Here is a 13,852-nt window from a genome sequence, read left to right on the forward strand (position 1 = left end):
CGCCGGCCGCTTCCCCGTTTTGCTCCGAAGCGAACCGCTGCAATGGGCGCCATGGCCGATCGTGCGATGCGGCAAGGCGGCGCGCGACATCGGCCGGGCGCGCCATATCGCCGCATCGCCCGAAACGGGCTGGCATAATACCGGCTTCCCCGATTGACTCTTTTTGGACGGCCCTATGTCCGGCAACACCCTCGGCACGCTTTTCACTGTCACGACCTTCGGCGAGTCGCACGGCCCCGCGATCGGCTGCGTGATCGACGGTTGCCCGCCGGGCATGGCGCTCACGGAAGCCGACGTCCAGCTCGAGCTCGACCGCCGCAAGCCCGGCACGTCGCGCCACGTCACGCAGCGTCAGGAGCCCGATCAGGTCGAGATCCTGTCCGGCGTGTTCGAAGGCGTGACGACGGGCGCGCCGATCGCGCTCCTCATCCGCAACACCGACCAGCGCAGCAAGGACTACGGCAACATCGCCGACACATTCCGCCCCGGCCACGCCGACTACACGTACTGGCAGAAGTACGGCGTGCGCGACTATCGCGGCGGCGGCCGGTCGTCGGCGCGGCTGACGGCGCCCGTCGTCGGCGCGGGCGCGATCGCGAAGAAGTGGCTGCGCGAGCGTTTCGGCGTCGAGGTGCGCGGCTACATGAGCGCGCTGGGCGAGATCGAGATTCCGTTCGTCGACTGGTCGCACGTGCGCGAGAATCCGTTCTTCGCGCCGAACGCGGATGTCGTCCCGCAGCTTGAGGACTACATGGACGCGCTGCGCAAGGACGGCGATTCGATCGGCGCGCGGATCAGCGTCGTCGCGTCAGGCGTGCCGGCCGGCTGGGGCGAGCCGCTCTTCGACCGCCTCGATGCGGACATCGCTCACGCGATGATGGGGATCAACGCGGTGAAGGGCGTCGAGATCGGCGCGGGGTTCGCGAGCGTCGCGCAGCGCGGCTCGGTGCACGGCGACGAGCTGACGCCGGAGGGCTTCGTCGGCAATCACGCGGGCGGCGTGCTCGGCGGCATCTCGACGGGGCAGGACGTCACGGTGTCGATCGCGATCAAGCCGACGTCGAGCATCCGCACGCCGCGCCGCTCGATCACGAAAGCGGGCGAGCCGGCCGTCGTCGAGACGTTCGGCCGTCACGATCCGTGCGTCGGGATTCGCGCGACGCCGATCGCCGAATCGATGCTCGCGCTCGTCCTGATCGATCACGCGCTGCGGCATCGCGCACAGTGCGGCGACGTGTCGACCGCGACGCCGAAGATCGCGGCGCGCGCGCCGGGGGCGGAGTGAGCCCGATTTGAATGCGGGGCGTATCCCGCGCCGCTTGCGTGCGGCGCGTGGAAATCGCCGCGTATCGACGAAGTCGGCAAAAGACGAAGTCGAAAAAACGGGCGCCTCGGCGCCCGTTTCGTTTTGTCGCATCCGAGACGATGCGGCCGCCATGCCCGCGCGTCGCGCGGGCGCACGGTCACATGTTCGGATAGTTCGGCCCGCCGCCGCCTTCCGGCGTGACCCACACGATGTTCTGCGTCGGGTCCTTGATGTCGCAGGTCTTGCAATGCACGCAGTTCTGCGCGTTGATCACGAGACGATCGGTGCCGTCGTCGCTCTTCACGAACTCGTAGACGGCGGCCGGGCAGAAGCGCGCTTCCGGCCCCGCGTACGTGCGCAGGTTCACGTTTACCGGCACCGTCGCGTCTTTCAGCGTCAGGTGCGCCGGCTGGTTCTCCTCGTGATTGGTGTTCGAGACGAATACCGAGGACAGCCGGTCGAACGTCAGCTTGCCGTCCGGCTTCGGATAATCGATCGGCTGGCACTGCGACGCGGGCTTCAGCATCTCGTGGTCCGCGTGCTGGTGATGCAGCGTCCACGGCACATTGCCGTTCATCAGCTTCTGCTCGATGCCGACCATCAGCGTGCCGAGGTACAGGCCCTTGCCCATCCATTGCTTGAAGTTGCGCGCGCGATAGAGCTCGGTGTAGAGCCACGATGTCTTGAACGCGTCCGGGTACGCGGTCAGCTCGTCGGCCTGGCGGCCTGCCTGCACCGCGTCGAACGCGGCTTCGGCGGCGAGCATGCCGGTCTTGATCGCCGCGTGGCTGCCCTTGATTCGCGACGCATTCAGGAAGCCCGCATCGTCGCCGACGAGCGCGCCGCCGGGGAACACGGTCTTCGGCAGCGAAAGCAGGCCACCGGCCGTGATCGCGCGCGCGCCGTACGACACGCGCTTGCCGCCTTCGAGGAACGGGCGGATCGCCGGGTGCGTCTTGTAGCGCTGGAACTCCTCGAACGGCGACAGGTACGGGTTCGTGTACGCGAGGCCGACGACGAAGCCGACGACGACCTGGTTGTTGTCCATGTGATACAGGAACGAGCCGCCGTACGTGTCGGACGACAGCGGCCAGCCGGCCGTGTGGATCACGAGGCCCGGCTTGTGCTTGACCGGATCGATCTCCCACAGCTCCTTGATGCCGATGCCGTACGCCTGCGGATCGCTGTTCGCGTTCAGCTTGAACTTGTCCATCAGCTGGCGGCCGAGGTGGCCGCGCGCGCCTTCGCAGAAGAGCGTGTACTTCGCGTGCAGTTCCATGCCGAGCTGGAAGTTCTCGGTCGGCTCGCCGTCCTTGCCGATCCCCATGTTGCCCGTCGCGACGCCCTTGACCGAGCCGTCGTCGTTGTAGAGGATCTCGGCCGCCGGAAAGCCCGGGAAGATCTCGACGCCGAGCGCCTCGGCCTGCTGGCCGAGCCAGCGCGTGACGTTGCCGAGGCTGATCACGTAGTTGCCGTGGTTCTTGAAGTTGTCCGGCAGCGCCCAGTTCGGCACTTGCATCGAACCTTTCTCGGTCAGGAACAGGAAGCGGTCTTCGGTGACTTCGACGGAAAGCGGCGCGCCTTGCGCCTTCCAGTCGGGGAACAGCTCGGTGATCGCGCGCGGGTCCATCACCGCGCCCGACAGGATGTGCGCACCGATCTCCGAGCCCTTTTCGAGCACGCAGACGCCGATTTCCATGCCTTTTCCGGCGGCGAGCTGCTTGAGCCGGATGGCCGCCGACAGGCCCGCAGGGCCGCCGCCGACGATCACGACGTCATATTCCATCGATTCGCGAGGGCCGTATTGCTCGATGAGGCTTGCGGGGGTCATGATCGCTCCTCTAACCATTAGAATGCTTTTATTCGGGACCGTATTGTCGGCGAAATAAAACGCTTGCCGCAACAGCGAGATCCTAGATTAGCACGATCGTTCTATTTTTGGGGTTGGGTCGCACGCGGGAACACTTCATACTGGTGCGGCATGATGTCATCGGGATAAAGAGGAGTCGGCATGGGCCGTTCGATCAATCTGGAAGGCAAGGTCGCGTTCATCACGGGCGCGTCGAGCGGTCTCGGGCAGCGCTTCGCGCAGGTGCTGTCGCAGGCGGGCGCGAAGGTCGTGCTCGCGAGCCGGCGCGTCGAGCGCCTGAAGGAGCTGCGCGCGGAAATCGAGGCGGCGGGCGGCGCCGCGCACGTCGTGTCGCTCGACGTTACCGATTACCAGAGCATCAAGGCGGCTGTCGCGCACGCGGAAACGGAGGCGGGCACGATCGACATCCTCGTCAACAATTCGGGCGTGTCGACGATGCAGAAACTCGTCGACGTGACGCCCGCCGATTTCGAGTACGTGTTCGATACGAACACGCGCGGCGCGTTCTTCGTCGCGCAGGAAGTCGCGAAGCGGATGATGATGCGCGCGGGCAATGGCAATGCAAAGCCGGCGTACCGGATCATCAACATCGCGTCGGTCGCGGGCCTGCGGCCGTTCTCGCAGATCGGCCTGTACGCGATGAGCAAGGCGGCCGTCGTCCATATGACGCGCGCGATGGCGCTCGAATGGGGCCGCCACGGAATCAACGTCAACGCGATCTGCCCCGGTTACATCGACACTGAGATCAATCACTATCTGTGGGATACCGAGCAGGGCCAGAAGCTGCAGTCGACGCTGCCGCGCCGGCGAGTCGGCAAGCCGCAGGATCTCGACGGACTGCTGCTCCTCCTCGCCGCCGACGAATCGCAGTTCATCAACGGCTCGATCGTATCGGCCGACGACGGTCTGGGCCTCGCGTGAGCGGCCGCGCCGATCGGTTTCACCTTGCAGAAAAGAAGAGTGCGATGAGCAATTACACCCCTGTTTTCGAAATCTCGATGCCGATCCGCTGGGGCGACATGGACGCGTTCGGTCACGTGAACAACACGGTCTACTTCCGCTACATGGAAGAGGCGCGCGTCACATGGTTCGGCAAGCTCGGCATCGCGGGCGGCAACGGCGAGGGGCAGGGACCCGTCGTCGTCAACGCGTCGATGGAGTTCCTGAGGCAGCTTCATTATCCGGGTGATGTGATCGCGCGGCTGTCGGCCGCGAAGCCAGGCCGCAGCAGCTTCGACACGGCGTTCGAGCTGACCCGCTCGGACGACCCCGAGCACGTGTACGCGCGCGGCGCCGCGCGCTGCGTGTGGGTCGACTACGCGCTCGGCAAGTCGGCGCCGCTGCCCGATCTGCTGCGCAACACGATCGAAAGCGCGCTGCAGGCGAAGGTTGCTTGAGCGCGGCGGCGCGCTGTCACTCGTTTTCCCGCTTGCTTTCTCGAGGCTTCACCAGCCGGGGCCGACCGGCGCGTAGCCCGGGGTTTGATTGGCTGCCGCCGTAGCGGCAGCGCCGAAATTGGGCCAGGCCGGATAGTACTGTCCTGACACGGCCTGGTAAGTCCCTGCGATCTTGGGTGCTCCTGCCGTTCCGGTCGATCCTGTCGAGGGGGTGATCGTCACCAGGCCGAAATACGGCTCGTAGATGTTTGCGCTGTATGCCGACGACAGCACCATGTCGGAGTAGCAATACGCGTAGACCGGTCCGTATTGGCCGTATGGCTGATTGGCTATCCACGCCATCAGCGCCTTGTACTCGCGGGCCTGATTCGCCTGCGTCAGGTAGGAAGGCGCCATCGTCTGAAAATCTGCGTTCGTGTATTGCTGTGAACTGCCGCCCAGTTGGCCGGTGAAATTGGTGGCGCCGTCCGATGCGGTTGTCGCAACGCCGAATTCCGTGATCACGATGGGTTTCCCTCCATCGCCGTTTGCGCTCATCAGGTCGCGCAGGCTCGTTCCCGTGTAACTGGCAAAGGTCTTGCCGGTGGGGGATGGCCAGCCGTAAGAAGGCGACGAGAAGGTATGCCACATGATGTTGAACGGATTTGAGTAATCCGGGTACACGGAGTTGAGGGTCGTGCTCGGGCACTGATCGCCCGGCGACTGCCAGTCGTCGCTATGACAATGAGGATGGTGAGCGAGCCCGTCGAAATACCCCTGTGCGCCGTTCGCGTACATCACGGCTAGCCAGTCGCGGGGCTCCCATTGCGACGGAACGGGGTATCGGGAATCCACCGAATTCGCGAGACCGGCTACGCCGGTCGACGGAAGCGCACCGGTTCCATTGTTCGGAGACGTGATGCATCCCGAACTGCCGCCCGCATAGACGTATGCTGATGGATTGCCCTGTTTGATCGCCGGATACGCGTTCTTCAGGATCCGGGTGTAGAGCACCGGATCATGAGGGATGAAATTGGGGCCGCAATTCGGTTCGTTCCAGATTTCCCACGCATCGATTTTTCCGCCATAACTATCGCTGCTGTAATGTTTGGCGGCTGCCCGGGCAAAGTTGGTGTACGACGTGAGGTTCGGCGCGCATAGCGCGTAGGCGCCGTTATTCGACTGCCGGTAGCTGCTCGGACATTGCGAACTGACTGCCCATCGCGGCGTCAATATGATCACGCCGAGAATTCGCATTCCATAATTTCTGGCTGCCCGAACGATGAGGTCCGTCGTGCCCCAGGTCAGGCCGCTGCTGATGCCGGGATTGGGATCGCTGGTGAAGATCCATGTCGACGCTGGCTGGATCTGCGACCAATCGAGATGAATGCGCACCCATCGCACGTTCATTGCGGCAACACCCGCCATATAGTTATTGATCGCTTGCGCCGGATTTTTGGGATTCTGATTGATAATGTCGAGGATTTCGCCGCCCAGGTCGATGCCCGTTACCGGGGTATTGGTTTGAGAAAATGCGGAATGGCATCCGATCATATTCATGATAAAAATGACGAACATATATCTTGCTCTCGCGATAATCATAAATTCACCTGGCCCTTTGGGTTGGCGTAGTTAATTTGAGATTTGGATGATCCGATCGATGCGAGAGTCCGTCGCGGCGTTTTGCTGAGGCAAGGCAGCCCCCTCGGGAGATCGCCCGGCCGCTCGATTATTCAGCTCCCTGCGGCATCCGTCGTAGTGCGCTGGCGACTCTGCAGTCGGCAGCATGAAATTGTCGCGTCCTGGTGTCGATCGAAGGTGCTGCGAAGCAGGATCGACCGAGGATCCAATTCGACCAAGACGATATGAAGCGTCCGGCCGAGAGGCCGACATTTTCGCTATCTATATAAGCTTTATTGAATTGGTAAATGCGAATACGTTGCTTCCCGTGTGATATTTCAGATTGCTTGATCTAATCCGGAATGTGTTTCACAAGGTTAAATAATTTTTTCGAAAAAGTGTAGAGTCGAAATTCGATCTAATCGGTATCGGGGAATGAAATTATTGAGTTTTGGGCGGCAATGGATCGGCTCAGGCCGCGGCAAGAACTCGGTTCCTCGACGTTCTTGATTCCCCGGCAGCCGGCATGGGCTGGACGCGGTCATTCGTGCGCGCTCGTCCGCCTGCCCGGGCGGGCGGCTTCCCGAGTCTTCACTGCCCGAGCCCCGAGTCTTCACTGCCCGAGCAGGCGTTGCACCAGCTCGGCCGTATTTCCCGTCCCGTATTTGCGCATCAGCCGCGCGCGGTAGATGTCGACCGTGCGCGAGCTGATGTCGAGCACGCGGCCGATCTGCTTGCTCGTCTTGCCGGTCGCGAGCTGCGCGGCGATCTCGCGCTCGCGCGGCGTCAATTCGACCGCGACGCGCCGCGTCGCGCTCAAGTCCTCGAACGTCCACACGCCCGCGGCGAGCGGCGCCGTGCGGTCGAGCGCGCGGCCCGTCACGTGGCACCAGAACAGCTCGCCGCTCGCGCGCTTCATGATGCGGTCGTCCGCGTAGCTGCCGTGCGCGATCATCACGGGCGAGATCCGCTCACCGATCCGCTCGAATTCGTCGGACGACGGGTAGAGCACCTCGAACGACCGGCCGATCAGGTCGGCGCGCGCGCAGCGGAAGATCGCGGCGAGCTCGTCGTTGCAATCCTCGATGACGCGGTCGCGCGACAGCACGAGGCCGATCGGCGCGAGATGGAAGGCGGTCTGGTAGTCGATGGCGGGCATGTACGCTGACGGACAGTGATCGGGCGCCGCGCGCGTGGCGGCGAATGCTTATGTAATTTTGCGTATTGTGCCGCATCCGGTGCGCATCGTACCCTTTCACACATGTCGCGGCCCATGCCGCGACCGGATAAAAGAAGAAAACGCATCGTCGCGGCAGCATTCGCCGCGCGTGCTTAGAATGGTGCGACGGGTCCGTCGCGCGCGCGAGCCGCGCGGACCGTCGAGCTGGTTTCCATAGAGGAAGGGACATACAGATGAACAAAGTCTACCCAAGCGCGGCTGCCGCGCTCGAGGGCGTCGTCCATGACGGACAGACCTTCGCGGTCGGCGGCTTCGGCCTGTGCGGCATCCCGGAAGCGCTCATCGCCGCGCTGCGCGACTCGGGCGTGAAAGGCATCACCTGCATCAGCAACAATGCGGGCGTCGACGGCTTCGGCCTCGGACTTCTGCTCGACACCCGGCAAATCAAGAAGATGATTTCGTCGTACGTCGGCGAGAACAAGGAATTCGAGCGCCAGTATCTGTCGGGCGAACTCGAACTCGAGTTCACGCCGCAAGGCACGCTCGCCGAGAAGCTGCGCGCGGGCGGCGCGGGCATCCCGGCGTTCTTCACGCAGACGGGCTACGGCACTGTGATCGCGCAAGGCAAGGAGACGCGCGAGTTCGACGGCAAGCGTTACGTGCTCGAGCCTTCGCTCACGGCCGACGTCGCGCTCGTGAAGGCGTGGAAGGCCGACAAGTCCGGTAATCTGATCTACCGCCGCACCGCGCGCAACTTCAATCCGATGTGTGCGATGGCGGGCCGGATCACGGTCGCCGAAGTCGAGGAGATCGTCGAGAACGGCGAGCTCGATCCGGATCAGGTCCACACGCCCGGCATTTTCGTGCAGCGGCTCGTGCTCAACGCGACGCCGGAAAAACGCATCGAACAACGCGTCGTGCGCGCGAAAGGAGACTGAGATGGCTTGGAATCGTGACCAGATGGCCGCGCGCGCGGCGAAGGAATTGCAGGACGGCTTCTACGTGAACCTCGGCATCGGGCTGCCGACGCTCGTCGCGAACCACGTGCCGGCGGGCGTCGAAGTGTGGCTGCAGTCGGAGAACGGCCTGCTCGGGATCGGCCCGTCGCCGACCGAGGACGAAGTCGATGCCGATCTCATCAACGCCGGCAAGCAGACCGTGACGACGCTGCCGGGCTCGTCGATCTTCTCGTCGGCCGATTCGTTCGCGATGATCCGGGGCGGCCACATCAACCTTGCGATCCTCGGCGCGATGCAGGTCAGCAAGAACGGCGACCTCGCGAACTGGATGATTCCCGGCAAGATGATCAAGGGGATGGGCGGCGCGATGGACCTCGTCGCTGGCGTGAAGCGCGTCGTCGTGCTGATGGAGCACGTCGCGAAGGGCGACCAGCACAAGATCCTCGAGGAATGCACGCTGCCGCTGACGGGCGTCGGGGTCGTCGACCTGATCATCACGGATCTCGGCGTGATCGAAGTGACGCCGGGCGGGCTCAAGGTGCTCGAGCTTGCCGACGGCGTGAGCGTCGACGAGATCATGGCGAAGACAGGCGCGCCGCTCGATGTGAGCGCGGTTGCGTGACGTTGCGGTTTCGGCGCGGCGCGGCACGGTGCTTGCGTGCGCCGCGCCGTCGCCCGGCGGTGCGGCTGCAACGGCGGGATGAAAGCGCCCCGTGTCGGGAAGACACGGGGCGCTTTTGTTTTCGCGTTTCGATTGGCGGCGGTGGGCGCTCGGCTGCGCATCGAGCGGTGCGTGTCGATGCGCGGTGCGGAGCGTCTCGGATCGGTCGCCCGCTTCGGCGTGGCCTTCGATGCGCTCGGGAGACGGCACGCAGCCCGTCGCGATCACGAGATGGTCGTAGCCTTAGCGCTTGCCGCTCTTCGTGTGCACGTGCTGCGTCGCGAGTCGAAATGCGTCGCGCGATCGACGGCGAACGTGATCTCGGGACGCAGCAGCACGCGCTCGGCGCGCGTCGGCGTCAGCTCGTTGCGAAAGCATGCGCCCAACGCGACATACATGAACGCCGGCTTGTAGTCGTGGTCCGGCGAATCGGACAGCAGCGTGATCCGCACTTCGTTGCGGATGACTTCGTCGAACAGTATCGACGCGGGCTGATTGGCGAGCATCGTGCCGCCGAGCCCGCAACCGGCGATCAGAATCTGCGTGGACATCGTGCGCCTCCTTCTGTCGGACGGATGATGCGTCGCTGGACATCGGCGCGACAGCCGGCTGAAACGAATCGCGAGTGCGTGAATGGGCGATATTGTTTTTTTGGGGGCAGAGCGCATGAAATGAATCGGGCGAAGTCGATGACACGACGGCGTTTTCGCGCGTGAAGCGCGAGCGGGCGGCGATGGCCGGGCCTGCCGCGGGCCGCGCCGCAGCGGTTCGTGGGGGGCGTGCGACACGTTGCAGCAGTTGCCGGTTCCTCCATGCGAGGCATCGATTCGTCGATAAGGCGTCGGCGATCGATTTGATCAATTTGATCATTCAGTTCGACTTTCCTGAAATTCGATTCTTGGGACAGATTCTTGAAATGAAGCGACGGGATATTTCTTCTCGGGCATGCGGCGCGCGAGTCGCGGCGCGTCGCGTCACGAGCCGTTCGGCCGACCGGCCGCGCGCGGCGAAGCGGTTTACAATCGGCCCATGTGTTCGGCGGCCCGTCGCCATCAGGGCGCCGAGCGTTCGACCGTGCCGATCGTTCATCAGGATGCGCCGATGTCATCGAACCTTGTCACTTCCGTCTCACCGCGCGAGCGTCGCGTGCAATGCGCGCATCCCACGGGCCTGCACCACGTCGCGTACACCGAGTGGGGCGATCCCGCGAATCCGCGCGTGCTCGTCTGCGTGCACGGCCTCACGCGCTCGGGGCGCGATTTCGATCGCCTCGCGGCGGCGCTGTCCGATGTCTATCGCGTCGTCTGTCCCGACGTGGCCGGGCGCGGCCGGTCGGACTGGCTCGCGGATCCGAGGCTCTACGGCGTGCCGCAATACGTCGCCGACATCGTGACGCTGATCGCGCGTCTCGATGTCGAGCGCGTCGATTGGTTCGGCACGTCGATGGGCGGCCTGATCGGCCTTGCGCTCGGCGGATTGCCGGGTGCGCCGATCGGCAAGATGATCGTCAACGACATCGGTCCGCACATCGAGCCCGCCGCGCTCGAGCGCATCGGCGAATACACGGGGCTCGACAAGCGCTTCGCGACCGAGCAGGAGGGCGTCGATTACCTGGCGTCGCTGTCGCTGCCTTTCGGCCCGCTCACGCCCGACGAGTGGCGCGCGCTGAACCGGCCGCTTCTCGTGCAGGATCCGGACGGCTCATGGCGCGCGCGCTACGACCCGCGCATCGCGGTGCCGTTCAAGGCGGCGACGCCGGAAGCGAATGCGCAGGGCGAGGCATGGCTATGGCATTCGCTCGAGGCGTTCGCGGGGCCGCTTCTCGTCGTGCGCGGCGCGCAGTCGGATCTGCTGTCGCGCGACACGGTCGATGCGATGAAGGCGCGCGGCCGCGCGGTGTCGAGCGTCGAGATTGCGGAAGCCGGCCACGCGCCCGCGTTCGTGAGCGCCGATCAGATCACGATCGCTCGCCAATTTTTCGTCGGGGACACGCCGCACGCGTCATAATATGCGGTTCGGCGTTGCCCGCCCGCGGGTTTGCCGCGACGTCCACCGATCAACCATTCAACCGGGAATTCTCATGGCAGTTACTCGTCACCACGTCGGCCCCCGTCTTTCCGAAATCGCGATCCACAACGGCACCGTCTACCTCGCGGGCCAGATCGCCGAGGACACGGCGCAGGACATCAAGGGCCAGACGCGCGAAGTGCTCGGCCACATCGACCGCCTGCTCGGCGAGGCGAATAGCGACAAATCGAATCTGCTGTCGGTGCAGATCTTCATCTCCGACATGGCGAACTTCCCGGGCATGAACGAAGTGTGGGACGCATGGGTCGCACCGGGCGCGACGCCGCCGCGCGCGACCGTCGAGGCGAAGCTAGCAAACCCCGCTTGCCTCGTCGAAGTGGTGATCGTCGCCGCGCAGCGCAGCTGAGCCGGAGCGCGACACGTTTTTTCCAGCCACACGCAATACCCGACGATGACAGCTGATTCTGCTTCCACCGCCACCGCTGCGGCGCCGTCGATCGACGACGTGCTCGCGTTCGTGCGCGAGCATGCAGGCGACGCGCGCCTGTCGTCGGGCGAACTGCTCTCGGATCACGCAGCCGGCACGTCGACGATCATGCAGCGGCTGAACGTCGATCCGCCCGCAGTGCAGGCAGCCGCGCTCTTCGCGCTCGCGCCGTATCTGAGCGATCCCGAAAAGCAGATCGCCGAGCGCTTTGGCGACGAGGTTGCGCGTCTCGTCACCGACGTGCGCAAACTGCTGCGTCTCGGTACCATGAGCCTGCGCGCCGCTCAGAGCGCGCCCGTCGAAGCGGGCCGCGATGCGCAGGCCGAGCGGCGCGCGCAGATCGAGGCGCTGCGCAAGATGCTGCTCGCCTTCGCGCAGGACATCCGTGTCGTGCTGATCAGGCTCGCGTCGCGGCTGCAGTCGCTGCGCTACTACGCGGCCGCGAAAATCGAGCCGACGCCCGATGCCGCACGCGAGACGCTCGAGATCTACGCGCCGCTCGCGAACCGGCTCGGCATCTGGCAGCTGAAGTGGGAGCTCGAGGATCTCGCGTTCCGCTTCGAGGATCCCGTCACGTACAAGCGTATCGCGAAGCTGCTCGACGAGAAACGCGTCGAGCGCGAGGCGTACGTGGCGGAGGCGATCGAGCGGCTGCAGCACGAGCTCGCGGCCGCGCACATCCAGGCCGAGGTGAGCGGCCGTCCGAAGCACATATACAGCATCTGGCGCAAGATGCGCGGCAAGGAGCTCGACTTCTCCGAGCTCTACGACGTGCGCGCGTTTCGCGTGATCGTTCCGGACATCAAGGATTGCTACACGGTGCTCGGCATCGTTCACCACCTGTGGCAGCCGGTGCCGAAGGAATTCGACGACTACATCTCGCGGCCGAAGCCGAACGGCTACAAATCGCTGCACACGGTCGTGATCGGCGACGATGGCCGCGCGTTCGAAGTGCAGATCCGCACGCAGGAAATGCACCGCTTCGCCGAATACGGCGTCGCCGCGCACTGGCGCTACAAGGAAGCGGGCGCGCGCGGCTACGGCGGCCAGTTCTCGGCAAGCGAGAAGTACGACGAGAAGATCGCTTGGCTGCGCCAGCTCCTCGCGTGGAAGGACGAGGTCGCGGACAGCGGCGGCGGCGACGGCGCGAGCGGCCGCGAAGCATGGGCGCAGTTGCGCGAGACGACGCTCGACGACGACCACATCTACGTGCTGACGCCACAGGCGCGCGTGATTGCGTTGCCGCAGGGCGCGACGCCAGTCGATTTTGCGTACCACCTGCACAGCGAGCTCGGCCATCGGTGCCGCGGCGCGCGCGTCGACGGCGCGATGGTGCCGCTCAACACGCCGCTTGCGAACGGCCAGACGGTCGAGATCGTCGCGGTGAAGGAGGGCGGCCCGTCGCGCGACTGGCTCAATCCGCAGCTCGGCTATCTGCATAGTTCGCGTGCGCGCCAGAAGGTGCGCGCATGGTTCAACGCGGTCGATCAGCAGGAGACTGTCGCGCACGGCCGCGCGCTCGTCGAGAAGACGCTGCAGCGGGAAGGCAGGACGTCGGTCAATCTCGAGCACCTCGCGGCGAAGCTCGGCTTCAAGTCGCCCGACGAGCTGTTCGCGGCCGTCGGCAAGGAAGAATTCAGCCTGCGCAACGTCGAGCAGGCGCTTTCCGACGCGCCCGCGCCGGAACCCGAGCCGGAAGCGCCCGCGAACTTCGAGAAGCGCGCGAGCGGGGCGAACGTCGCGCACGGCGCGTCGACGGGCGTGCTCGTCGTCGGCGTCGACGCGCTTCTCACGCAGCTCGCGCGCTGCTGCCGCCCGGCGCCGCCCGATCCGATCAGCGGCTTCGTCACGCGTGGCAAGGGAATGTCGATCCACCGCAGCGATTGCCCGACGTTTCGCCGGATGGCCGAGCGCGCACCCGAGCGCGTGCTGCAGACGACCTGGTCCGCCGACGTGCTGGGTGGGCGCGGCGCGTCCGTCTATCCGGTCGACCTGTTGATCGAGGCGACCGACCGGCAGGGGTTGTTGCGCGACATCTCCGAAGTGTTCGCGCGCGAGAAGATGAACGTGATCGGCGTGAAGACACAGAGCCGCCGCGATGCGGCGTTCATGCAGTTCACGGTCGAGGTGTCGAGCGCGTCGCAGGTGCAGCGCGCGTGCACGCTGCTCGGTGAGGTCCACGGCGTCGTTCGGGCGGCCCGCAAGGCGTGAGCGCCGCCCGCCTCCTGAAGGCGACCTGTGCCGCTCGGTAACGGGTGCGAACTTTGTCGAACAAAATGCACGAAAACACTGTCGCGGACAAATAGAAATGTCCGGTTTTGTAGCAAATGAAATGTCCGCATGTTGGCGGGGGCGGCAAGCCGGC

The 13,852-nt window shown here is 64.9% G+C and carries 12 protein-coding genes; 8 read left to right on the forward strand and 4 right to left on the reverse strand.

From position 1 onward, the window contains the following. The first annotated feature begins 175 nt into the window (after positions 1–175). Positions 176–1,285, forward strand: a complete 1,110-nt coding sequence (aroC, locus tag WS69_RS29595) for a chorismate synthase (protein WP_059474191.1) — start codon at positions 176–178, stop codon at positions 1,283–1,285. A gap of 178 nt (positions 1,286–1,463) precedes the next feature. Here the strand turns inward: aroC and WS69_RS29600 are convergent, their stop codons facing one another. Then, positions 1,464–3,137 (reverse strand): electron transfer flavoprotein-ubiquinone oxidoreductase, encoded by a 1,674-nt coding sequence (locus tag WS69_RS29600; RefSeq protein WP_059474192.1) that lies wholly within the window; start codon positions 3,135–3,137, stop codon positions 1,464–1,466. A 180-nt stretch (positions 3,138–3,317) separates the two neighbouring features. Here WS69_RS29600 and WS69_RS29605 point away from each other — a divergent pair, with 180 nt between their 5' ends. Together WS69_RS29605 and WS69_RS29610 are read left to right on the forward strand one after the other, a co-directional pair. Beyond that, entirely contained in the window at positions 3,318–4,097 is a 780-nt protein-coding gene (locus WS69_RS29605; protein ID WP_059474193.1) for an SDR family oxidoreductase, read from the forward strand. 44 nt (positions 4,098–4,141) lie between these two features. After that, entirely contained in the window at positions 4,142–4,573 is a 432-nt protein-coding gene (locus WS69_RS29610) for an acyl-CoA thioesterase (protein ID WP_059474194.1), read from the forward strand. 48 nt (positions 4,574–4,621) lie between these two features. On the opposite strand, the gene WS69_RS29615 is transcribed toward WS69_RS29610, so the two are convergent. Both WS69_RS29615 and WS69_RS29620 read right to left on the reverse strand, forming a co-directional pair. Beyond that, the gene (locus WS69_RS29615) at positions 4,622–6,130 is read right to left on the reverse strand and encodes a cellulase family glycosylhydrolase (protein WP_442854931.1); all 1,509 of its coding nucleotides are present in this window, start codon (positions 6,128–6,130) and stop codon (positions 4,622–4,624) included. 655 nt (positions 6,131–6,785) lie between these two features. Beyond that, entirely contained in the window at positions 6,786–7,331 is a 546-nt protein-coding gene (locus WS69_RS29620) for a PAS and helix-turn-helix domain-containing protein (protein WP_010104198.1), read from the reverse strand. 254 nt (positions 7,332–7,585) lie between these two features. Between WS69_RS29620 and WS69_RS29625 the strand changes: the two genes are divergently transcribed. Beyond that, on the forward strand, positions 7,586–8,290 hold the full coding sequence (locus WS69_RS29625) for a CoA transferase subunit A (RefSeq protein ID WP_059474196.1): 705 nt from the start codon (positions 7,586–7,588) through the stop codon (positions 8,288–8,290). 1 nt (position 8,291) lies between these two features. Continuing rightward, on the forward strand, positions 8,292–8,933 hold the full coding sequence (locus tag WS69_RS29630; protein ID WP_059474197.1) for a CoA transferase subunit B: 642 nt from the start codon (positions 8,292–8,294) through the stop codon (positions 8,931–8,933). A gap of 263 nt (positions 8,934–9,196) precedes the next feature. On the opposite strand, the gene WS69_RS29635 is transcribed toward WS69_RS29630, so the two are convergent. Beyond that, positions 9,197–9,523 (reverse strand): hypothetical protein, encoded by a 327-nt coding sequence (locus WS69_RS29635; RefSeq protein ID WP_059597791.1) that lies wholly within the window; start codon positions 9,521–9,523, stop codon positions 9,197–9,199. Positions 9,524–9,917: 394 nt separating this feature from the next. Here WS69_RS29635 and WS69_RS29640 point away from each other — a divergent pair, with 394 nt between their 5' ends. The 3 genes from WS69_RS29640 (at position 9,918) to WS69_RS29650 (ending at position 13,698) form a co-directional block, all read left to right on the forward strand. Beyond that, a complete protein-coding gene (locus tag WS69_RS29640; protein ID WP_059474198.1) occupies positions 9,918–10,979 on the forward strand; it encodes an alpha/beta fold hydrolase in 1,062 nt (353 codons plus the stop codon). Positions 10,980–11,052: 73 nt separating this feature from the next. Continuing rightward, positions 11,053–11,406: a RidA family protein gene (locus tag WS69_RS29645; RefSeq protein WP_059474199.1), complete on the forward strand. Its 354-nt coding sequence runs from the start codon at positions 11,053–11,055 to the stop codon at positions 11,404–11,406. 45 nt (positions 11,407–11,451) lie between these two features. Beyond that, positions 11,452–13,698 carry a RelA/SpoT family protein gene (locus WS69_RS29650; RefSeq protein WP_059474200.1) on the forward strand — a complete coding sequence of 749 codons (2,247 nt, stop codon included), beginning with the start codon at positions 11,452–11,454 and terminating at the stop codon, positions 13,696–13,698. Positions 13,699–13,852: the final 154 nt, after the last annotated feature.

This window comes from Burkholderia sp. BDU5 (assembly GCF_001522845.1).
Classification (GTDB): Bacteria; Pseudomonadota; Gammaproteobacteria; order Burkholderiales; family Burkholderiaceae; genus Burkholderia; species Burkholderia mayonis.

Coding starts and splice junctions, on each gene's coding strand:
- aroC (WP_059474191.1), top strand. CDS start 176: ATGTCCGGCAACACCCTCGGCACGCTTTTCACTGTCACGACCTTCGGC.
- WS69_RS29635 (WP_059597791.1), bottom strand. CDS start 9,523: ATGTCCACGCAGATTCTGATCGCCGGTTGCGGGCTCGGCGGCACGATG.
- WS69_RS29610 (WP_059474194.1), top strand. CDS start 4,142: ATGAGCAATTACACCCCTGTTTTCGAAATCTCGATGCCGATCCGCTGG.
- WS69_RS29605 (WP_059474193.1), top strand. CDS start 3,318: ATGGGCCGTTCGATCAATCTGGAAGGCAAGGTCGCGTTCATCACGGGC.
- WS69_RS29640 (WP_059474198.1), top strand. CDS start 9,918: ATGCGGCGCGCGAGTCGCGGCGCGTCGCGTCACGAGCCGTTCGGCCGA.
- WS69_RS29630 (WP_059474197.1), top strand. CDS start 8,292: ATGGCTTGGAATCGTGACCAGATGGCCGCGCGCGCGGCGAAGGAATTG.
- WS69_RS29645 (WP_059474199.1), top strand. CDS start 11,053: ATGGCAGTTACTCGTCACCACGTCGGCCCCCGTCTTTCCGAAATCGCG.
- WS69_RS29650 (WP_059474200.1), top strand. CDS start 11,452: ATGACAGCTGATTCTGCTTCCACCGCCACCGCTGCGGCGCCGTCGATC.
- WS69_RS29600 (WP_059474192.1), bottom strand. CDS start 3,137: ATGACCCCCGCAAGCCTCATCGAGCAATACGGCCCTCGCGAATCGATG.
- WS69_RS29620 (WP_010104198.1), bottom strand. CDS start 7,331: ATGCCCGCCATCGACTACCAGACCGCCTTCCATCTCGCGCCGATCGGC.
- WS69_RS29625 (WP_059474196.1), top strand. CDS start 7,586: ATGAACAAAGTCTACCCAAGCGCGGCTGCCGCGCTCGAGGGCGTCGTC.
- WS69_RS29615 (WP_442854931.1), bottom strand. CDS start 6,130: ATGTTCGTCATTTTTATCATGAATATGATCGGATGCCATTCCGCATTT.